Below are 20567 nucleotides of genomic sequence, written 5' to 3' on the forward strand. Positions count from 1 at the left end.
AAAGCGCGTTATGCGCTTTTTTACTCTGGATTATTCAACAACGGATGCCTTAATAATATAAATTGGATCGACAGGAACGTTAGCATGAGGACCTTTTCTATCGGTTTCAACATTAACTATTTTATCGACCACATCCATCCCATTGATTACTTTACCAAAAACAGCATAACCATAGTTAGCAGGGGATTTATAATTTAAAGAATCATTATCTGCTACATTAATAAAAAATTGACTTGTTGCACTATCAACAGCTGGAGTTCTTGCCATTGCAATGGTACCACGATCATTTTTTAAACCGTTATTCGCTTCGTTTTGAATCGGTGGATTAGTCGCTTTAAAATTTAGTTCACTATCCGCACCACCACCTTGAATCATAAATTGTGGGATAACGCGATGAAAAATTAATCCATCATAATATCCACTGTTTACATAATCTAAGAAATTTTGTGTTGTAATTGGTGCATTTTTAGTATCGAGTTCAATTTCAATTTTCCCTAAGCTGGTTTCCATGAGTACCTTGCTATCAGCTAGTGCAAATGTTGAAAAAAACGATAATCCTGCAGTCAATAATAAAATTTTAACCTTATTCACTCAACTTTCCTTCGGTTAGTGTTTTTAAGCGATGCATTATAACGAATAATCGTACTAATATGAAAAACCTTTGTATAAATTTTGTATTATATCGCATAGTTTTTTACTGTTTTTAATATAATTATTTGATTTTATTATAATTTACATTTTGGATGAAATGGGGATATTTTGAACTGCCTTTTATGTCATTTACCACTTAATCTACCTTGGGGTATTTGTAGTCAATGCTTGAAGTTGTCTGCAATCTCTCTATCTGTTTGCACGGTCTGCGGTTTGCCGATTGCACCAAAAAATAAATTATGTTCTCACTGTATCACTTTTAAGCCAAACTGGCAGGTGCTAACTGCATTTTCTGACTATTCATGGCCTTTTAAACATCTCATTTATCAATTGAAATCCAATAATAGAACCGCTATATCTTATGCCTTAGCACGATTAATTTTTCTATCTTGGTATCAAATTAGACAAAGTTCGGGACTAGTTAAGCCTGATATTGTTACTTGTGTTCCATTATATAAAAAACGTTATTGGTCGAGAGGCTATAATCAATCTGCTTTATTAGCAAAACCAATTGCTTATTGGTTAGGGGCGGATTTTCAGCCGTATCTTATTAAGCGAAATGTCAGTAGAACAGAACAAAAATTATTATCAAAGTCACAAAGGGCTATGAATGTCAGTGATATTTTTTCTTGCGATGAGGATCTGACAGGAAAAACAATTGCTGTTGTAGATGATGTTGTGACTACAGGCCATACGGTTAATGAAGTGAGTAAAAAATTAAAGCAACAGGGTTCTTTACATATTCAAATACTCTGTTTATGTCGTACACGCTTGTAAAAGCTAAAACAAGCTTTATAATAATTGATAAATAAAGTCAACTATTATCCAGTTTTTTTAGGATTTCTCAGATAGAAGTGAGATAAATATGTCAATTATTACTATTAATGATGCAGCTAGAGCTCATTTTAAAAAGTTATTAAGTAATCAACCAGAAGGTACTCAAATCCGTGTTTTTGTTATGAACCCAGGAACCGTGACGGCTGAGTGTGGTGTCTCCTATTGTCCACCTGACTCTGTTGAACCATCTGATATTGAAGAGAAAAATGAAGATTTCTCAATTTATATTGATGAAATTAGTGCGCCGTTTTTAGAAGAAGCTGTGATTGATTTCGTCACGGATGAATTAGGTTCTCAGTTAACATTAAAAGCCCCTAATGCAAAAATGAAAAAAGTTGCAGATGATGCGCCGTTAATTGAACGAGTAAACTACATGATACAGTCTCAGATTAATCCACAATTAGCGAGCCATGGTGGTAATGTTAGCTTAGTTGAGATTACGGAAGACAAGTGTGTTATTTTACAATTCGGTGGTGGTTGTAATGGTTGTTCAATGGTTGATGTAACGTTAAAAGAAGGTATTGAAAAACAACTATTAGCTGAGTTTCCAGAGTTATCAGGTGTTCGCGATTTGACAGATCATCAATCAGGCTCTCATTCATATTATTAGATACAAAAAAAATCACATTTTCCTTTGATTATGCCTAAATTTACGGCATAATCGCGAAACGTGTGACTGAATATTATGGATAATTGAGCATTATGATGAATCAGGCCAATATTATTTCTGATCTTATTCTTTGGATTGAAAAAAATTTAGAACAGCCTTTATCTATTGATCATGTCGCTGAAAAATCTGGCTACTCTAAATGGCATTTACAGCGCATGTTTAAAAAAGTCACAGGTCAAATCTTAGGTACTTATATTCGTAATAGACGTCTAACTCATGCCGCATTGGCACTTAAGTTAACGAGTAAACCGATTTTAGATATTGCAATGCAATATCGATTTGATTCGCAGCAAACATTCACTCGATCCTTTAAAAAACAATTTAATGTGACGCCTGCAACCTATCGACGTAAAGAGTTGTGGGATCCTTCTGGGTTAATGCCTCCGATTGAACTGAATAAAACTCAGTTAAAATTACCAGAGCCTAGTTTTGTCAATTTTCCTGAGAAAGCTTTTTGGGGTATCACATATAAAAATAACTGCTCTTTGAATGAATTATTACAACATAATGCAATTTTAAGAGGACAATTTTTTGTTGACTATTTAGCTAAATATTTCAAAAATAACGCTGCATTACCAGACAAAGTTTACTCTTTTACGCGACGTTATAATGATAAAGATAATCTTGATGAGCAACAAATATTTTATACGATTGCTATAGAAGATAATAATATTATTGAAAATGCACAACAATACACTTGTCATGGCGGGTTATATGTTTGTTTTAAATATATTGGACCACCAACTGGGCTTTCTGCATTTGTTTCACAGATTTATTTAGAAGCTATTTCTATGTTAAATGTAAAATTACGTTTAGCTGATGTTATAGAGATCCATTATAACCACAGTAATTTAACACCATTGAGTGATGTAATGGATATCAGAACTTTTGAATGTGATTACTGTATACCGGTTATTTTAAAAGATACACCTCAAGATACAAAATAAATAAGGAGCCAATCGGCTCCTTATTTATTTTAATAACTTTTCTTCTAACCATAATTTAAATTCAGGGGAAACCTCTTTTAGGGAGTTAGAACCGCGGGTGATAGTTGCAATACCAATGCCTAATTGCTCTTTGAGTTGACGTTGATTCACTTTCCCCTCAAGTAGTGCTTTAACTATTTTCACTCGAGTAATGAGAGAACTTCGTTCATCCGTAGTTAGAAGTAACTTAAAAATATCAAGTTGATGGTTATCTTCAAATGCTTGATACAAAAATGCGACTGTTTTTTGCCAATCATCTTCTAGCATAGTATTTTCTTCCAAAGTTTTGTTAGACAATATATTTAGTATTTATAATTTATTTCGTTATCATGTAAGATTGCTTTGGGTTTATTTCCCAATATCTCTGCGTAAATGTAATCATAAACTAGTACACTTTTAACATAATTTCGTGTTTCTGTAAAAGGAATGCTTTCAATAAATGCAACTGCATCTAGTTTACCGCTAGTATCTTGTAACCATCGATTCACTCGGTTGGGCCCAGCATTATAGGCTGCCGATGATAATATTCGGTTATTATCAAATGTTTGATAAGCATAATTTAAATAGTAAGTTCCCAATGCAATATTCACTGTCGGATCATAGAGTTGATCTGCGGAAGTATAATTAAAATTAGCAATTTTCTTAGCACTATCTTTGGCTGTTCCTGGCATTAGCTGCATTAATCCACGGGCTCCGGCTGGTGACTGAACTGTCGCATCAAGAGCACTCTCTTGCCTTGTAATAGCTAGAGTATAAGAAAGTGGAATGGCTTTTTCTGTTAATGACTCTTTAAATACATCTGGGTACACAATTGGAAAACGCTCTAGCCAATTATCCCAAAGCTTTCCGGCAATCGTGGCTTGAATACTGTGTTCTCCCCATCCCATATTATAGGTATAACGGGCAAGCTCGGCATATTGCTTATTTGCTGTATCAGTATATAAATAGTTGCGCCACTCTTTTGTTGCTTCTGAACGCATTTGCCAAAAGTGGAGCTCCGCAATACGCTGAATGACTTTGTCATTCTCATATTTTTTTTGCAATAAAGATAACTCTTTTTGAGGTGACTTTTCGCTAATAATAACGGGATAATCAAAATTGAATTGGTAAGGTTTGTTCAATTTTTGGGCGCTATACATGGCATAAAAGCCGCGACTATTGATTAATGAGTTTAGGATTTTATTGGCTTCTTGCTCATGTTTATCATTAAGTAGTACTACCGCTCGCCAATATTGCCATTCATCTTTTAAGCTATCTTCTTTTGACAAAAGGTTTAGCCAATAAGCAAGGCTATCAATATTCGCTGTTTTTAAAGCGAGCCGAATTTGTCGCTCAACTAATGATGTACTGCGATCTTGAGCAATAAATTGTTCTCGCCACTGAACTTGTTCATCGGTTGCTGAATCTTTAAAATAATTACTCGCAATGATTCTATACATTGCTTCTTCATCACTTTTACTTAATTTTTGTTCTTTTACTAAGGCTGGGATCTGCGCTTTAGCCTTATCTGCATCCGCGTTTGCAAAACGGGCAAAGGATAATGTCACCACTTTTTTACTAAAGGCACTTGGCGAAATATTTTTAGCGAAATCGGGTAGTGTTTTAGGATTATTATAAAGTGCAATTAAGTTCTTTTTAATTGTTTTATAGTTATCAGGAAGCTGAGCTGTTAAATAACTTGCTAGCCTAATATTATTCTTTTGTAGGCTGAGTTCAATTCTTTGCAAAATGGTATTGGCTGTTTTATCACTTGATTTACTCCATTCTGCAAATATAGGGTCACAAGCCGATGATAAATCATTTCCTGATAGCCAAATATCTTTAATTGGTTTTAATGCTGCCTCTTTTTGACCTTGCTGAAATAGCGCATATTGATAGCGGCATTGAGATGCGATAGAACTATCAATTTCTAACGCAAGAATATTACTCCACTGTTTACGTTTGGTCTGTTCTTGTAAATAATTTTGGATTAAGGGCGTTGCCAAAGAAAAGTCACGATTTTGAGTAACAAATTGATTAATTTCTTTTGGTGTCGCTGTATCGATATGTGCCATGAAATACTGATATTGTGCGTAAGGATATAAAGGGTATTCCTTTAACTCATCAAGCAATTGTTTCTGTTCACTGTCAGTTAATGATAAGTAGGTATTTTGCCAGTTATCAAAACGAGTTCGTAACTTATCAAGAACTAAATTAGTTGCATAGCTTGTTGTGCTTAAAAAATAACAGATAAACCCTAATAATACAGTTTTAAACTTCATGTATAGTCTTCTCAATACAGGTAGTGGAAGTGACGCCATTAGTCTAGCATATCTGAAAATGTTTAACATTGATCTTAATTGACTTAAATTGATGGCAGCTTTTATTGCTTAAAAGTGATATTGAATATATTCCTATTATTCTGTTTAATTATTACGCAGAGTAACTTATTTTAGGTTTATTTTATCAAATGATGGTGAATAATAGTTGCAATCTTTTTTTTATGATATATGATAAGCACCTCTCTGACGCGGGGTGGAGCAGCTTGGTAGCTCGTCGGGCTCATAACCCGAAGGTCGTTGGTTCAAATCCAGCCCCCGCAACCAATTTTCTTGTCTTGTTATTCACTATTTAAATTCAATTAATATTACATTTTGTTGCGATTAGCTAATCGTGATTATTACTCCCCCTGTAATGTAAATAGGATGCAGTTAAGCACCCTAGTTAAGTGTTCTGGGAACCGTAAATAATGAGGCAACGGCTTCATTAATCCGCCTTGCAATTAATGAATTATTCATTGTATATAAATGAACGCCATCAACCCCTTGTGAAACTAAGTCGACAATTTGATCTATCGCATAAGCGATACCCGCATCGCGAAATGCCTCAGGGTGATGTTCATATTTGTCCATCATCTGTTTAAATTTTTTTGGTAAGTTCACGCCACAAATAGACACCATTTTTTCTATCTGTTTTTTATTGATTACTGGCATTATCCCTGCTTCAATTGGGACATGAATCCCCATATCAGCCGCTTTATCACGGAAAGTATAAAAGTAGTCATTATCAAAAAAGAGTTGTGAAATGAGTTGATTGGTTCCAGCATCCACTTTCTCTTTTAGATTGATCAGGTCTTGTTTAACTGTTTCAACTTCAGTATGTCCTTCCGGATAACATGCTCCAATAATATTAAAATCACCATTTTCTTTAATAAATGAAACAAGTTCACTGGCATAATGGAAATCTTTTTTGGGTTGCCATTCTAGTGTGATATCACCTCTAAGTGCTAAAACATTTTGCACTCCAGCAAACTTTAATTCAGTTAGTATTGACTTAATTTCATCTTTAGTAAAATGAATACAAGGTAGATGTGCCACACTCTCAATACCGTAGGTGTGTTTTACCGCATGAGCGATATTAATCGTTGTTTCTCCATTTAAACTACCTCCAGCACCATAAGTGACGCTGATAAAATCTGGTTTTAAGTTACCCAGTTCTCGAAGCGTGCCATAAATTGATTCTAAAGGGGAGGTTTTCCTTGGCGGGAAAACCTCAAAAGATAATACTGTTTTATCTTTAAATAGTTGGTTTGTTTTCATGCTATTGCTCCAAATTACAGCTCTGAACGCACTTCCTGCGTTGCTTTCACTAAATTAATTAAGCTAGCAACAACCTCTTTTTCACCACGAGTCTTAAGTCCACAATCTGGATTAATCCAAAGTTTCTTTTGGTCAATTTTAGTCAACAATTTTTCAATTGTTTTGCGGATTTCATCAATAGAAGGAACTCTTGGTGAATGAATATCATAAACACCCGGACCGACTTTCGTTTTAAAGTTATTCGCTTTTAGAACATCAATAATCTCTAAGTTTGAACGTGAAGCTTCAAATGAGATTACATCAGCATCCATTTGGTCGATCTCTTTAATAATATCGGTAAATTCGCTGTAACACATATGAGTGTGAATCTGGGTTTCTGCTTTCACTTTGCTATGTACTAAACGGAAAGCGGGAATTGCCCAATCCAAATATTCACTATGCCAATCTGCTTTACGTAGAGGTAATTTCTCTTTTAGTGCGGCTTCATCAATTTGAATAATATTGATTCCAGCTGCTTCTAAATCAAGTACTTCATCGGCGATAGCGAGGCCAATTTGGAATACAGAATCTTTGTTACTAATATCCTCACGCGGGAAAGACCAATTTAAAATAGTCACCGGTCCAGTTAACATGCCTTTCACTGGTTTATCTGTAACACTTTGAGCATATTGTGAATACTCAACTGTAATTGGTTTTGAGCGTGAGATATCTCCCCAAACAATTGGTGGTTTAACGCAGCGTGTACCATAAGATTGTACCCAAGCTTTTTCAGTAAAGACAAAACCATTCAAGCTTTCACCAAAATATTCCACCATATCATTACGTTCAAATTCGCCATGAACTAAGACATCTAGGCCAATTTGTTCTTGTAATTTAATACACTCAGCTATTTTTTGTTTATTAAATTCAGTATATTGAGCTAGATTTATTTCACCTTTTTTAAATTTCGAACGATTCAAACGTACATCACTGGTTTGTGGGAATGAACCAATTGTCGTTGTTGGTAATAAAGGTAAATTAAGGGCTTGTTTCTGAATTGTTTCACGTTGATTAAATTCAGGTAAACGAACAAAGTCTTGTTTGGTTAATGCTGCAACTTTTTGACGAATGGTATTATTTGTTCCTTCACGCTCACGTGTAAACAGAGTTTGGTTAGTTTTATAAGCTGCATGATCTGTGCGCTGCGAGTTGTCAACCAATTGGCCAAGTTCTGTTAGTTCTTGTAGTTTTTCTTGTGCAAATGTGAAATAGGCTTTTTGGGCTATCGTCAGCTTAGTCTCATTTTGTAAGGTATAAGGCACATGTAAAAGGGAACAAGATGTATTGATAACAATTTTAGATGCTTTAGTTTTAATGGTATCAAGTACAGCTAATGTTTTAGCATAATTATTACGCCAAATATTTTTACCATTAATTACCCCTGCAAATAAAATTTTATCCGCTGGAAAGCCATGTTGTTGTAATAATTTTAGCGACTCTTTACCTTCAACAAAATCGATACCAATACCGTCAAATGGGAGTGCTGTTACATTTGGGTAACAATCTCTAATATCACCAAAATAGGTTTGTAATAGAATATTTAACTTCCCTTTAGTTGGTAGCAATGCTTGATAGATCTGTTCAAAAGATTGAATATCTTGTTTACTTAAATCGGTAACTAAAATCGGCTCATCTATTTGTAACCATTGTGTACCAAGTTGTGCAAATTTAGCGATGATCTCTTGATAAGCAGTAATAATTGCAGATTGGTACTGTTGATAGGTTTTCCCTGCTGGTAATTTTGCTAATTTTAAAAATGTCAGTGGTCCAACGATGACCGGTTTTGTCTCAATACCTAACTGTTTAGCTTCTAAATATTCATCGAATGGTTTTGTACCAGTAAGTTTAATATTGGTAGTTTCTTCAATTTCAGGAACCAAATAGTGGTAATTGGTATTAAACCATTTTTTCATTGCAAGGGCATGCACGTCACCTTTCTCACCTTGATAGCCACGAGCCATTGCAAAATACTGATCAAGTTCAGGTAGTGATAGTTGTTGATAACGTTTTGGAATCATATTAAGTAATGCTGCGGTATCAAGCACGGCATCATAAAATGAGAAATCATTAGAAGAGATATAGGTAATTTTATTATCTACTTGTTGTTGCCAATGGGTTGCTCGAAGCGTTTTAGCAAGTTGTAATAATTCTGTAGCTGTTTTCTCACCTTTAAAATAGGCCTCAATAGTGAATTTTAATTCGCGAAGTTTACCGATTCGTGGATAGCCAATAACAGATGTAGTCATGTTGATTTCCTCAATTAACTGGTTAAATTTTGTCTTATTTGAAGATAGCAAAAAAACAGGGTATTGAATAATTCTATTTTTTTATTGTTTGATATAGTTTTTATTTATATCAAAACTATTGTTATTTTTTGGGCTGAAAATTACATGTAGTATGGTCTTTTTGGTGAGAGAAGGATCTGGTTTTTATCAATATAAATTGTTGTTTAAAGATATATTTTAATTTCTTATCTTGGTTCTGATTTATAAAAAAGTCTTATCTAATTAATTGGTTAAAAATGATTTTAAAAAAAATAGTAATTGAAACAAGGTAAAGCCAATAGCCGACTTCCATATTAATACAGAACATAATGTCATCGTTTTATTTCTTAATCTATCTATACTTTAAAACTATCTTATGAGCCTATTTTTAATCAAAAGGAGGTGATGTAATGAATCGAAAAATTGAATTGTTGAAGCTCCTTTTTAATGAAGCGACGTTTCAACCTGCTAACTATTTTAGTAAAAAATTATCTGTTTCAAGCAAAACAGTGTATGCCGATATTGAAGAGCTGAATGATTTGTTGACGACATCACCTAGTACGGATCTCCACATTGAAAAATCACCGCGTAAAGGCATGATGTTAGTTGGTAAAAAAAACCAGCTAGAACAGATTATTGTTCATTTAAATCAAACTAATAGCCATAGCTATTTTAATGTGAAGGCTCGACGATTTAATCCTCATTTTAGACGATTAGATATTGTTAAACGCTGTTTGTTAAATCAAGAAAATGTTTCGTTAGAACAATTATCTATTGATTATATTGTGAGTAAAACATCATTACATAAAGATTTTGAATTTATCAATAACACCATTGCTAAAGAGCAAGTGGCTTTACATATCACTCATAAAGGTATTGGGGTAACTGGTCAAGAAATTCACATACAGTACGCAATAAAACATTTTTTATCATTTTATATCCAGCAACAAGATAACGATTATCTACAACTTTTAATGCGTTCTATGACTGATGATGATTCGTTTAATTATATAAATCAATTATTAGTTAATCATAATGGTATGTTGATTCAGCAATGTTCTGAATACTATTTATCTTCATTACTGATTGCGATTACGATACAGATTAAGCGCCTTAGCCTTGGTTATCATGTTGAAAAGGAAGACGATTTTCTATTTAACCATATTCGATATATGCAATCTTATCTGATTGCATCGCAACTAGCAGAAAAGTTAGAAACAGATTTTTCAGTGGTGTTTACCACCAGCGATACTGAATATTTAAGTAAATTGTTTTTTGCACACCGCATGATTGATGAAACTAGTAAGATTAATGATCAGTTTTATGCGCGAATTATTAAACAAATAATTAATAAAATTGGTGAAATAGAGCGAGTTGATTTATCGCAAGATGCCAAATTGTATCACTCTTTACTATCTCATTTTCCTGCGATGATCACTCGTTTGCAAAAAAAGATTCAGGTTATAAATCCTATTTTAGAGGAGATCAAAGTAGAATATTCAAAACTATTTAGTATTCTATGGTATGCACTATCGGATTTAGAGCGTCGTTTTGATATTACCTTAAATGATCATGAAGTCTCTTTTTTATTGATCCATTTTCAAATTGCACTCGATAAAGCCGCTGATGCAAATAATATTGTGATTATTTGCCAATACGGTATCTCATCATCAAACTTAATTTTAAATAAAGTCCGCCAATTATTACCAGCAAAGGATAATATTGAAGTTTATTCTCTATCCAAACTGCAATCATCCCAACTGGATAATGTCGATTTGATTATTACAACGTTAGATATTGGGCAGATCAATAAGCCAGTTGTCAAAATTTCATCTCTACTTAATACCGCCGACTATCAAAACATTATTCAAACTTACGCCAATTACGTGCTTAATAAACATGGTGATGGCGTAGATAAAATCGGTAATTGGCCATCGATTACGACCTTTCTCAGACCGAATTTAGTACACCTAAATGTTGATATCACGAGTAAAGCACAGTGTTTAGATATGTTACTTAGTGAGTTAGAGGGAGAAAACTATGTTAATGCTAATTATCGAGAATCGGTTCTCAATCGAGAAGCGATTGGTAATACCTCTATTGAACATGGTATTGCCCTACCTCATGGTTCGCCGATGTTTGTTACTAAATCCTCTATCTCATTAATAACGTTAAATAAACCAATTAAATGGGGAACGATTGATGTATCGATCATTATTATGGTTAGTTTGGCTGAAAAGGACATTATCAATATCAATGATGTTTTTACTGGTATTTATCAAATAGTTAGTGATAAAAATTTAGTTTTACAATTACAGTCAATGCAAAGTTTTCAACAATTGGAACAGTTTTTAAGTCATAAAAAAGGAATATAGCTATGTATTTTGATCAGCAGTTGTGTCTATTTAATATAACCGCAACCAGTCAACAAGCCGTGTTAACGCAAATGGCGCAGATGTTACTAGAGCACCAGATTGTTACCACTGATTTTTTGGCTGGGATCTTACAACGAGAAAAAGAGTATCCGACAGGGCTGTTGGTTAATTCTGTTGGATTTGCGTTACCTCATACTGACTCAACAAAAGTTAATCGGCCACAAATCTGTTTTGCCTCATTAGCTGAACCAGTGAATTTTTGTAGCATGGCAGATAAAGATGAAATTGTGCCAGTAAAATTTATTTTTATGTTAGCGATGAAGCAACCTCATGAGCAATTAGAAAATTTACAAAATTTAGTCGCTCTTTTTCAGGATGAACAAAAAGTACAGTTATTAGCCCAATGTCATTCAACCCATGAGTTTATATCAATTTTAGCGAGTGCTGGCGTTAACTGAGAATGCCATAAATTTAATTAAAGGAGAGTGTTAATGGATAGTATTGCACATATTTTTCAGTGGTTAATTAATCTCGGTGGCGTAGTTTTTTTACCCATTATTATCTGTATTATCGGTTTATTTTTTCGTGTTAGTTTATCAAAAGCGATTATGTCTGGTATTACGGTAGGGATAGGTATTGTTGGTTTAGGACTTGTCATTACGCTACTATCACAAAGTCTTGGGGTCGCAATTCAACAAATGGGTGAACAATATGGTTCATCGCTGAGTATTATGGATATTGGATGTGGTGTTGGTGGTCCTCTGGCTTTCTCTACAACACTTGGGCTATTGTTGATTCCGGCATCATTGATTATCAACTTTATCTTTATCTCTTTAGGTTGGACACGCACATTAAATGTCGATATTTGGAATTTTTGGTTTGCTATTTTCCTGGGATTAGTTGCGTATGCGGTAACTGGACAATATTGGGTTGGTATTTTAGGAGCAATTACTGCGATCATGCTACAGTGGTTATTGGCTGATCTATTTCAAAAACGTGTTAGCTCATTTTTTGGTTATCCGGGGATTGCGGTGACGCACTTGATGGCCTTATCGGGCGCAGTTGTTGCGATTCCACTTAATTGGCTATTTGATCGTATTCCTGGTTTTAATAAATTAAATGCTGACTCTGAAACCTTAACCAAAAAATTTGGTATTTTTGGAGATACTGTTGTTATTGGCTTAATTATTGGATTAGTCGTCGGAATTTTAGCCGGTTATGATGCTTCACAAATTGGTCAATTAGCGATTTCAACAGCTGCAGTAATGAAAATTATGCCGAAAATGGTTGCCATGTTTATGGAAGGATTACTACCTATCGCTGAAGCAGCAAGAGAATTCACGAGTAAAAAGCTAAATGGTAAACAAGTCAATATTGGTATGGATGCCGCTTTAACTGTTGGTCATCCAGCTGTAATGGCAACAGCATTGATTATGGTTCCTATTTCATTATTACTCGCGTTAGTTTTACCTGGTAACAAAGTCTTACCATTTGGTGATTTAGCTTTCTATGCGTTTGGTGTCTGTTTAATGGTGCCATTCTTCAAAGGTAACATTATTCGTTCAATTGTTGGTGGTACTGTCTATTTAGTTATCTGCTTATATATGTCTACTTGGTTAGCCCCAACGATTACAGAAGTTTTCCATTTAGCGCAATATGATGTTGGCACAAGTGGTTTAATTACTTCTATTTTATGTGGATTATGGCCTGTGACACTATTTGTCTTGTTATTACATCATACTGGCTATATTGGCTTAGGTGTATTGGCATTGATTATTTTAGCACTGCTAATTTATATCAATAAAATCCGAAAAATTGAAATGTACTAAACAGAGGTAACATAATGAAAAAACTACTTATTGTCTGCGGCGCAGGCCATGCAACATCAACAATCGCAGTGAGCAAAGTGAACAAATGGTTAAATGATGAAAAGCTAGCAGATCAGGTAAAAATTTACCAATCTAAAATCGCTGATGAACTCAATAAAATCGATGAATATGACGCAGTAGTAAGCACGACGATAGTACCTGATTCAATTAAAGATAAAGTACTAAATGGATTACCGCTATTAACCGGTGTGATGCTAGATAATTTCTTTGTTGAATTGAAAAAACGTCTAGCATTTTAATTAGTCAATAATTGAGAGCATCAAATGAATATTTATCATCGAGCTATTACAATAAAAACGGTCGCAGGGCGGCCGTCTTATCACGATATGAGTGATGAGATAAAGGCTGTTATTGAGCAGGCGAATATTCAAAATGGCCTACTTACTATCACAACGCCTCATACCACATGTTCACTATTTTTTGATGAGTGTATGCATGACACTAACTATTTTGGTGATGACTATCTACATGTTGATATTAATAATGTGTTAGACAACATTGTGCCTAAAATGACCAGTGAAAATCAATATAACAGTCCAGGACCAAAACATATTGAATTTGGTTTAAGTCTGAGTGATCCAAATTATCCTGCAGAAAAATGGGTTATGTTAAATACTGATGCGCACATTCGTTCATCTCTATTTGGTTGTTTTTCAGCAAGTGTAATTATTAAAGAGCGTGTTGCGCAGCTTGGTGAACTTGGGCGTATCTACTTTGTTGATTGGGATGGCTTACGTGAACGTAACCGTACAGTTAATTTTATGACGATGGGAAATTAATAGGGGCTTTACTATGATTATTGCACCATCATTATTTAATTCAGATCTATATTTAATTCAAGCTAACTTAGCTAGGTTAGAAAAAAGTGGTATCAGCCATTTACATATTGATGTAATGGATAGTCACTATGTGCCCATTTTAGGGTTTAATGCCAATTTTGTGGCTAATTTAAAAACACATAGTAATTTTATTTTAGATTGTCATTTGATGGTTGAGAAGCCAGAAGATCGAGTCGAGTCATTTATTAAAGCTGGTGCTGATATCATTACTTTTCATGCTGAGGCAACGGTTCATCATATGGTGATTATTAACCAACTACTTAAGCATAATATAAAAGTCGGTATTGCAATCAATCCGGGTACGCCAGTTGAGCTTATCCAACCGTTATTACCATTTGTTGATTTAGTCTTAGTGATGACCGTTAATCCGGGTCGAGCTGGTGAGACGTTTTTACCTTTTACTGTTGAAAAAATTGCTCAGTTATCAGCGCTTAAACTAGCTCATAGCTATCATTATGATATTCAAGTTGATGGTAATATTACCGATCAAACGATTGTTAGCTGTGTTAATGCAGGTGCAAATAATATTGTTTCTGGTGGATTTATTTTTAATAACAATGAGATAGAGCACAATATCTTACAGTTAACGTGTTCTATTAGTAAATAAATTAAATAAAAGGTACGTTATGTTAGTAAAACCAATTCTAAATCAGATCTTAGTGGAGTTATCCCAGCAAGTCACTTACCTTAATGAACCACAGCTAGCACAATTTGCAGATAAAATAGTTGCTGCAAAACATATTTTTTTAGTGGGTGCGGGTCGTTCAGGTATTATGATTAGTGCTTTTGCTAATCGATTAATGCATTTGGGGTTATCGGTAAGTTTAGTTAATGAAATTACTAAGCCTAAAGCGCAAGTTGGTGATTTATTAATTATTGCATCGGGTTCTGGTGAAACGGCTAGCCTAATTGCTTATGCAGAGAAAGCAAAACAGTTAGGTATTGATATTGCCTTAATTACGATGAGTGAAAAATCGACATTAGCAACGCTTGCTGACGTTAAATTATGTTTACCAAGCCAATGTGTACAGTACGCTCAGCCGATGGGCAGTACTTTCGAACAGCTCTCTTTATTAGTTTATGATAGCTTGGTTATTATGTTAGCTGAGCTGCGTCAAGATAGCTTTGATGCGATGAAAAATAGACATGCTAATATTGAATAATATATAACTACTGTATGACGGTAAATTAATTTTTACGTAATTTTATGTAATTTTTAATGCCGTCTAAAATGGCTTTAGCAATTTGATTTTGAAAACTGGCTGTTTTTAGTTTTCTTTCCTCATTGAGGTTACTGATAAAGGCTGTTTCTACTAAAACAGAGGGGACATCAGGCGCTTTTAATACCGCAAAGCCAGCACTCTCTGTTTGCGATTTATGCAGTGCATTGACTGTTTTAATTCTATTAAGAATTTCTCTACCTAAGATTAAGCTATTACTCGTCGTGATAGTTTGTACGAGATCTAAAATCGTGTGATCAAGATAGCGGTCGCCACTACGACTAACACCACCAATTTCATCAGCTTCATTCTGAGTTTGTGCTAAATAACTGGCTGCTGAGCTACTTGCCCCTTTAGTTGAAAGGGCATATACCGATGAGCCTTTTGCTGAGCGTTGACTAAAGGCGTCAGCATGGATCGAGATAAAGAGATCTGCATGGAGCGAACGTGCTTTTTCTACGCGAACACGCAGTGGTAAAAAGATATCTTCATTACGCGTCATATGCACGGCCATACTATTCTCTTTTCTGATGAGATCTCTTAAGCGGCGCGCAATTTGTAATACGATATCTTTTTCTTTTGTTTTGTAATAACCAATTGCCCCAGGATCCTCACCACCATGTCCTGGATCAAGAACGATAATGACTTTATCATTGACTCTTTTAGGCGGCTGGGTAATTGCGGCATCATCACTATCTAATTCACCCTTATTAAACTCCTGCAACAGAGCAAATAACGGATCTTCATCATGACTGCTTTGTTTACTTGGGTAAAGATCAATAACAAGGCGATTTTTAAATTCAGCAATTGGCGTTAATGTAAATAGATTTGGATTCACTTCCTGAGCAAGCTCAATAACTAATCGCACCGTTTTATTATCGAATTGTCCTACCCTTAATTGCTTTATATAAGGGTCTTGTGGTTGGACAAGCGAAGTAATATTACGAAATGTACTATTTAAGCTAAGATTTTCTATATCGATAACTAATCGAGGGGGATTACTCAGTGCGAATTGCTTATACGATAGTGCGACATTTGATTCTAATGTGATTCGGGTATAAGTCGATGACGGCCAAACGCGAACAGCAACTATTTGAGCCGTTGCGGCAAAACCTACACGACTTACTGATAATAGGCAGGCTGCTGCTATTCCTTTAATCAATAAGCGTTTCGTTGGGTCAAATGGTGCTGGCATAGTAAATCAATATCACATGAAGTAGTTAGCATTTCGGTCGGTCATAATAGCATAAAATTATTGTATATTTATAGCATGCTGATGTATTGCAACGATAAAATATTTTTTTTCACTATAATGCATTACTACAGCAATATTTTAACGAGAATTAATGGTACTACCAGCTAATTAAATAACATAACCTGCTTTTATAACCTGTTGCTCTTTTAAAATAATTTATTATCTTGCTTGTTTTATACAGATATTTTGTTTTAATAGTTAAACATGAGGATTTTGGGATTGCTCCCATTTCGAACAATGATGTATTTTAATTGTGGATAATTGATTATGAAAAATGTTGGTTTTATCGGTTGGCGAGGCATGGTTGGTTCAGTTTTAATGCAGCGCATGATTCAAGAACGTGATTTTGATGGGATTAATGCTATTTTTTTCTCAACATCTCAAACAGGTCAACAAGCTCCTACTTTTGCTGGTAAAACAGGCGTTTTACAAGATGCGAATGATATTGATGCGCTTAAAGCATTAGATATTATTGTAACGTGTCAAGGTGGTGACTATACTTCTGATATTTATCCTAAATTACGTGCTGCTGGCTGGCAAGGTTATTGGATTGATGCAGCATCGACTCTACGAATGAAAGATGATGCAATTATTATTCTTGATCCTGTAAATAGAGCGAATATTGATTGCGCCCTTGATAAAGGAATTAAAACATTTGTTGGTGGTAACTGTACCGTTAGCTTAATGTTAATGTCTCTTGGTGGCTTATTTCAAGAAAATCTAGTTGACTGGGTCTCAGTCTCTACTTATCAAGCTGCATCTGGTGGTGGTGCCCGTCATATGCGTGAACTATTAACTCAAATGGGTATGCTACATGCCGATGTTGCTAAAGAGCTTGAAAATCCGCACTCATCTATTTTAGATATCGAGCAAAAAGTGACAGCAAAAATGCGTGATGGTTCGTTGCCAACCGATAACTTTGGGGTTCCGTTAGCTGGCAGCTTAATTCCATGGATCGACAAACAATTAGATAATGGCCAAAGTCGAGAAGAGTGGAAAGGACAGGCTGAAACAAATAAAATCCTCGGTACATCGAGTATCATTCCTGTTGATGGCTTATGTGTTCGTATTGGTGCTTTGCGTTGTCATAGCCAAGCGTTTACGATTAAACTTAAAAAGGATATCACCATCCCTGAAATTGAAAAATTACTTGCCGCTCACAATGATTGGGTAAAAGTAATTCCAAATGATCGCGAATTATCGATGAGAGAGTTAACGCCAGCTGCTGTGACTGGAACATTATCAACACCGGTTGGACGTTTACGTAAATTGAACATGGGTAATGACTTTTTATCAGCCTTTACTGTTGGGGATCAATTACTTTGGGGCGCAGCTGAACCATTGCGTCGAATGTTAAGAATTTTAGCTTAGTCTTATGTTTCCCCACTATGATTGATATAGTGGGGAATTTGGCACTACTTTTTATCTTCAAGCATCGTCATTAATAACGAACCATTAAAGAGTGATTGCTGTACTAATGCGAACGCTCCGATTGCCGAACAATCGTTTAGGGTTGAGCAGTGAATTGAGACATTTTCTCGTAACTGTTTTAAACTTTGAGAATTGAGGGCACTGTTAATCGTATCGAGCAAAATTTCTGGTGATTTGGTGATTTCACCCGCTAAAACAATATTTTGTGGATTAAAAATATTGACTAGCATCGCCACTGCACGACCTAAATTTTCCCCGGCATTTTTGATTAGCTTCTGGGCTAAATCATCACCTTGATTTGCTAGATTGCAAATTGTGACAATATCGCACTGATCTGGTGTCAATTTACTAACATAACCTTGCTCAAGTAATCGTTTAGCTTTTTTCTCGACTTCGGCGTTGACGACTTGATTTTCAAGACAACCGAAATTACCACAATGACAACGCTCTCCTAGCGGATTAACTTGGATATGACCAACTTCACAAGCGCTTTGATTATGGTTCATTAATAATTGATGATTAATGATGACACCAGAACCAACGCCTCGATGGACTCGGATTAGAATGGAATCAGCAACATTTTGTGTTGAACCAAAATAGCTCTCCGCTAATGCTAAACTTTGTACATCATTACCAACAAAAGCAGAAACATTAAATTTATTTTTTAAAACTTCAGCCAATGGCCAATTTTTAACATCAATATGTGGTGTATAACGAACAATGCCATTTACTGAGTCAATAACCCCAGGCATCACAACTGATATAGCAACTAAATTTTTAATTTTTTTGCTATGTTCGCTACAAAGTAATTCAATTAGATTAATTAAGTAATTTTGCGCAAGACGCTGAGTAAAATCAGTAAGCGGGTAGCGTTGAAAAACGAGACTATTACCACCAAAATCATAGAGTTCGATATTCACACTGGTTCGACCTAACTGAATGGCGATAACTTGGTAGTTTTCAAATTGCGCTTCAATCGATACAGCTGGGCGTCCGCCAGTTGATTGCTGGATATCGACTTCTTTAATCAGCTTTTTTTTTAATAATTGACGTGTAATCTTAGTGATACTTGCTGGCGCAAGTCCACTTGTTTCCGCTAACTGGATTCTTGAAATAGGACTTTGTTGAATAATAAGCCGATAAATCATCGCATAATTAAGCTGTTTAACTAATTCTGCATTACCAACCAAATTTAAATAACTTAATGTCATGACCACGTTTACCTTAATTACATAATAATTCGTATTATTTATCTTTATAACTATGGTGCATTATAGCCTTATTTGTTAGACAGTTATAGGTCTTGTATCTGGACATTAGAGGTTAATCACTTCTAATATGCATAGCACTTTGTATTAGAAGTGATTATTTTATTGATTTTAATGTTGATTATTGACCATTTACAATGGTTTGTTGAATCACAAAATTGTGGTCAAAAATAACTAAATTAGCTATTTTTCCGGCTGTAATAGTACCCAATTTATTTTCTACACCGATCGCTTTAGCTGGATAAAGTGTTGCCATACGGAGTGCTTCATCTAGGGCAATACCAACATAATTCACACTATTTTTTACGGCTTCTATCATTGTTAAAGCTGAACCCGCTAATGTGCCATTAATATCTGTACATTTACCGTCTTTATAGTAAATAGTTTTACCACCAAATGTAAATTGTTCAACATTCGTTGAAGCAGCTGGCAAACTCGCATCGGTAATTAGGATTAATTTGTCATGTTTAATTCGATGAGAATTACGGATATTTGCCCAATTGACATGCATACCATCAGCAATAATTCCACAATATACTTCTGATTCATCATAAATGGCACCGACTACACCAGGAGCTCTCCCTGCAATTGGTGGCATTGCATTAAATAGGTGAGTCCCCATGCGAATACCTGCATTAAATCCAGCTCGAGTCTCTTCATAAGAACCATTTGAGTGTCCCGCTGATACATGTATTCCAGCTGCTACTAGCTGATGGATAAAATGTTTTTCGACCATTTCTGGCGCTAAAGTAATAATTTTAATAACATCGGCATTTTGACATAAAAAATCAATCATCTCTTGATCAGGCTGGCGGATATAATCAATATTATGAATCCCTTTTTTTTCAGGATTCAGATATGGACCTTCAAGATGCAAACCTAATGCTTGGTTATGATATTTTTGTAGATAAGTTCTCATTACCTGAACTGCTTGGCGCATAAATTCATCGCTAGATGTTATCAGCGTAGGTAGATAACTCGAACATCCGGATAATAAATTAGTTTTTTGCATCGTTTCAAGCGTTTCAATACTCAGGTTTTCGATCTGCTCATTAAATTGAACACCACCACAACCATTTAGTTGAATATCAATAAAACCAGGAGCGACAATCGCTCCTTGCAAATTTTTCATAGGAATATTTTTAGGAATATCATCAATATGGCAAACGGCCGAAATTTTGTCATTATCAATGATTACAGCATGGCTATTTAGAATTTCCATTCCAGTATAAATTCGGCAATTGGTTAATGCATACATACAATTT

General features: G+C 34.9%; 19 protein-coding genes and 1 tRNA gene. 12 read left to right on the top strand and 8 right to left on the bottom strand.

Features of this window, described 5'->3' with window-relative positions:
• Window positions 1–30: 30 nt before the first annotated feature.
• Entirely contained in the window at window positions 31–510 is a 480-nt protein-coding gene (locus RHO11_09085) for a peptidylprolyl isomerase (GenBank protein ID WVD62876.1), read from the bottom strand.
• 249 nt (window positions 511–759) lie between these two features.
• Here RHO11_09085 and RHO11_09090 point away from each other — a divergent pair, with 249 nt between their 5' ends.
• The 3 genes from RHO11_09090 (at window position 760) to robA (ending at window position 3105) form a co-directional block, all read left to right on the top strand.
• Window positions 760–1428 carry a phosphoribosyltransferase family protein gene (locus RHO11_09090; protein WVD60649.1) on the top strand — a complete coding sequence of 223 codons (669 nt, stop codon included), beginning with the start codon at window positions 760–762 and terminating at the stop codon, window positions 1426–1428.
• Window positions 1429–1516: 88 nt separating this feature from the next.
• Window positions 1517–2098 (top strand): Fe-S biogenesis protein NfuA, encoded by a 582-nt coding sequence (gene nfuA, locus RHO11_09095; GenBank protein WVD60650.1) that lies wholly within the window; start codon window positions 1517–1519, stop codon window positions 2096–2098.
• A 95-nt stretch (window positions 2099–2193) separates the two neighbouring features.
• Window positions 2194–3105 carry an MDR efflux pump AcrAB transcriptional activator RobA gene (robA, locus tag RHO11_09100; GenBank protein WVD62877.1) on the top strand — a complete coding sequence of 304 codons (912 nt, stop codon included), beginning with the start codon at window positions 2194–2196 and terminating at the stop codon, window positions 3103–3105.
• A 24-nt stretch (window positions 3106–3129) separates the two neighbouring features.
• Here robA and trpR read toward each other — a convergent pair whose 3' ends face one another.
• A complete protein-coding gene (trpR, locus tag RHO11_09105; GenBank protein ID WVD60651.1) occupies window positions 3130–3411 on the bottom strand; it encodes a trp operon repressor in 282 nt (93 codons plus the stop codon).
• Window positions 3412–3446: 35 nt separating this feature from the next.
• Window positions 3447–5405: a murein transglycosylase gene (gene sltY / locus RHO11_09110; GenBank protein WVD60652.1), complete on the bottom strand. Its 1959-nt coding sequence runs from the start codon at window positions 5403–5405 to the stop codon at window positions 3447–3449.
• A 247-nt stretch (window positions 5406–5652) separates the two neighbouring features.
• Between sltY and RHO11_09115 the strand changes: the two genes are divergently transcribed.
• Window positions 5653–5729, top strand: a tRNA-Met gene (locus tag RHO11_09115).
• A 114-nt stretch (window positions 5730–5843) separates the two neighbouring features.
• Here the strand turns inward: RHO11_09115 and metF are convergent.
• Both metF and metE read right to left on the bottom strand, forming a co-directional pair.
• Window positions 5844–6722, bottom strand: a complete 879-nt coding sequence (metF, locus tag RHO11_09120) for a methylenetetrahydrofolate reductase [NAD(P)H] (protein WVD60653.1) — start codon at window positions 6720–6722, stop codon at window positions 5844–5846.
• Between the two features lie 14 nt (window positions 6723–6736).
• Window positions 6737–9007: a 5-methyltetrahydropteroyltriglutamate--homocysteine S-methyltransferase gene (gene metE / locus RHO11_09125; GenBank protein WVD60654.1), complete on the bottom strand. Its 2271-nt coding sequence runs from the start codon at window positions 9005–9007 to the stop codon at window positions 6737–6739.
• Between the two features lie 428 nt (window positions 9008–9435).
• Between metE and RHO11_09130 the strand changes: the two genes are divergently transcribed.
• Genes RHO11_09130 through hxlB form a run of 7 tightly spaced genes read left to right on the top strand, consistent with a single transcriptional unit; the run spans window position 9436 to window position 15291 of the window.
• Complete coding sequence (locus RHO11_09130) at window positions 9436–11400, top strand: PTS sugar transporter subunit IIA (GenBank protein ID WVD60655.1); 1965 nt, start codon at window positions 9436–9438, stop codon at window positions 11398–11400.
• A gap of 2 nt (window positions 11401–11402) precedes the next feature.
• Window positions 11403–11858 (top strand): PTS sugar transporter subunit IIA, encoded by a 456-nt coding sequence (locus RHO11_09135; GenBank protein ID WVD60656.1) that lies wholly within the window; start codon window positions 11403–11405, stop codon window positions 11856–11858.
• Window positions 11859–11891: 33 nt separating this feature from the next.
• Complete coding sequence (locus tag RHO11_09140) at window positions 11892–13229, top strand: PTS transporter subunit IIC (GenBank protein ID WVD60657.1); 1338 nt, start codon at window positions 11892–11894, stop codon at window positions 13227–13229.
• Between the two features lie 14 nt (window positions 13230–13243).
• Complete coding sequence (locus tag RHO11_09145; protein ID WVD60658.1) at window positions 13244–13528, top strand: PTS sugar transporter subunit IIB; 285 nt, start codon at window positions 13244–13246, stop codon at window positions 13526–13528.
• Window positions 13529–13552: 24 nt separating this feature from the next.
• Complete coding sequence (locus tag RHO11_09150) at window positions 13553–14068, top strand: YjbQ family protein (protein ID WVD60659.1); 516 nt, start codon at window positions 13553–13555, stop codon at window positions 14066–14068.
• Between the two features lie 13 nt (window positions 14069–14081).
• Window positions 14082–14735, top strand: a complete 654-nt coding sequence (locus RHO11_09155; protein WVD60660.1) for a ribulose-phosphate 3-epimerase — start codon at window positions 14082–14084, stop codon at window positions 14733–14735.
• A 19-nt stretch (window positions 14736–14754) separates the two neighbouring features.
• Window positions 14755–15291, top strand: a complete 537-nt coding sequence (gene hxlB, locus RHO11_09160; GenBank protein ID WVD60661.1) for a 6-phospho-3-hexuloisomerase — start codon at window positions 14755–14757, stop codon at window positions 15289–15291.
• Window positions 15292–15316: 25 nt separating this feature from the next.
• On the opposite strand, the gene RHO11_09165 is transcribed toward hxlB, so the two are convergent.
• Window positions 15317–16543, bottom strand: coding sequence for an N-acetylmuramoyl-L-alanine amidase (locus RHO11_09165; GenBank protein ID WVD60662.1), 1227 nt, complete (start codon window positions 16541–16543; stop codon window positions 15317–15319).
• Window positions 16544–16870: 327 nt separating this feature from the next.
• Between RHO11_09165 and asd the strand changes: the two genes are divergently transcribed.
• Window positions 16871–17974: an aspartate-semialdehyde dehydrogenase gene (gene asd / locus RHO11_09170; protein WVD60663.1), complete on the top strand. Its 1104-nt coding sequence runs from the start codon at window positions 16871–16873 to the stop codon at window positions 17972–17974.
• Window positions 17975–18018: 44 nt separating this feature from the next.
• Here asd and RHO11_09175 read toward each other — a convergent pair whose 3' ends face one another.
• Window positions 18019–19245: an ROK family protein gene (locus tag RHO11_09175; protein WVD60664.1), complete on the bottom strand. Its 1227-nt coding sequence runs from the start codon at window positions 19243–19245 to the stop codon at window positions 18019–18021.
• Between the two features lie 178 nt (window positions 19246–19423).
• Complete coding sequence (nagA, locus tag RHO11_09180; protein WVD60665.1) at window positions 19424–20560, bottom strand: N-acetylglucosamine-6-phosphate deacetylase; 1137 nt, start codon at window positions 20558–20560, stop codon at window positions 19424–19426.
• Between the last annotated feature and the right edge of the window lie 7 nt (window positions 20561–20567).

The sequence above is a fragment of the Orbaceae bacterium BiB genome, assembly GCA_036251205.1.
GTDB lineage: Bacteria > Pseudomonadota > Gammaproteobacteria > Enterobacterales > Orbaceae > Orbus > Orbus mooreae.

Bases quoted from the DNA above. Each gene is read 5' to 3' on its own strand.
- RHO11_09085 (WVD62876.1), bottom strand. From the start codon at position 510: ATGGAAACCAGCTTAGGGAAAATTGAAATTGAACTCGATACTAAAAAT.
- nfuA (WVD60650.1), top strand. From the start codon at position 1,517: ATGTCAATTATTACTATTAATGATGCAGCTAGAGCTCATTTTAAAAAG.
- robA (WVD62877.1), top strand. From the start codon at position 2,194: ATGAATCAGGCCAATATTATTTCTGATCTTATTCTTTGGATTGAAAAA.
- trpR (WVD60651.1), bottom strand. From the start codon at position 3,411: ATGCTAGAAGATGATTGGCAAAAAACAGTCGCATTTTTGTATCAAGCA.
- sltY (WVD60652.1), bottom strand. From the start codon at position 5,405: ATGAAGTTTAAAACTGTATTATTAGGGTTTATCTGTTATTTTTTAAGC.
- metF (WVD60653.1), bottom strand. From the start codon at position 6,722: ATGAAAACAAACCAACTATTTAAAGATAAAACAGTATTATCTTTTGAG.
- metE (WVD60654.1), bottom strand. From the start codon at position 9,007: ATGACTACATCTGTTATTGGCTATCCACGAATCGGTAAACTTCGCGAA.
- RHO11_09130 (WVD60655.1), top strand. From the start codon at position 9,436: ATGAATCGAAAAATTGAATTGTTGAAGCTCCTTTTTAATGAAGCGACG.
- RHO11_09135 (WVD60656.1), top strand. From the start codon at position 11,403: ATGTATTTTGATCAGCAGTTGTGTCTATTTAATATAACCGCAACCAGT.
- RHO11_09140 (WVD60657.1), top strand. From the start codon at position 11,892: ATGGATAGTATTGCACATATTTTTCAGTGGTTAATTAATCTCGGTGGC.
- RHO11_09145 (WVD60658.1), top strand. From the start codon at position 13,244: ATGAAAAAACTACTTATTGTCTGCGGCGCAGGCCATGCAACATCAACA.
- RHO11_09150 (WVD60659.1), top strand. From the start codon at position 13,553: ATGAATATTTATCATCGAGCTATTACAATAAAAACGGTCGCAGGGCGG.
- RHO11_09155 (WVD60660.1), top strand. From the start codon at position 14,082: ATGATTATTGCACCATCATTATTTAATTCAGATCTATATTTAATTCAA.
- hxlB (WVD60661.1), top strand. From the start codon at position 14,755: ATGTTAGTAAAACCAATTCTAAATCAGATCTTAGTGGAGTTATCCCAG.
- RHO11_09165 (WVD60662.1), bottom strand. From the start codon at position 16,543: ATGCCAGCACCATTTGACCCAACGAAACGCTTATTGATTAAAGGAATA.
- asd (WVD60663.1), top strand. From the start codon at position 16,871: ATGAAAAATGTTGGTTTTATCGGTTGGCGAGGCATGGTTGGTTCAGTT.
- RHO11_09175 (WVD60664.1), bottom strand. From the start codon at position 19,245: ATGACATTAAGTTATTTAAATTTGGTTGGTAATGCAGAATTAGTTAAA.
- nagA (WVD60665.1), bottom strand. From the start codon at position 20,560: ATGTATGCATTAACCAATTGCCGAATTTATACTGGAATGGAAATTCTA.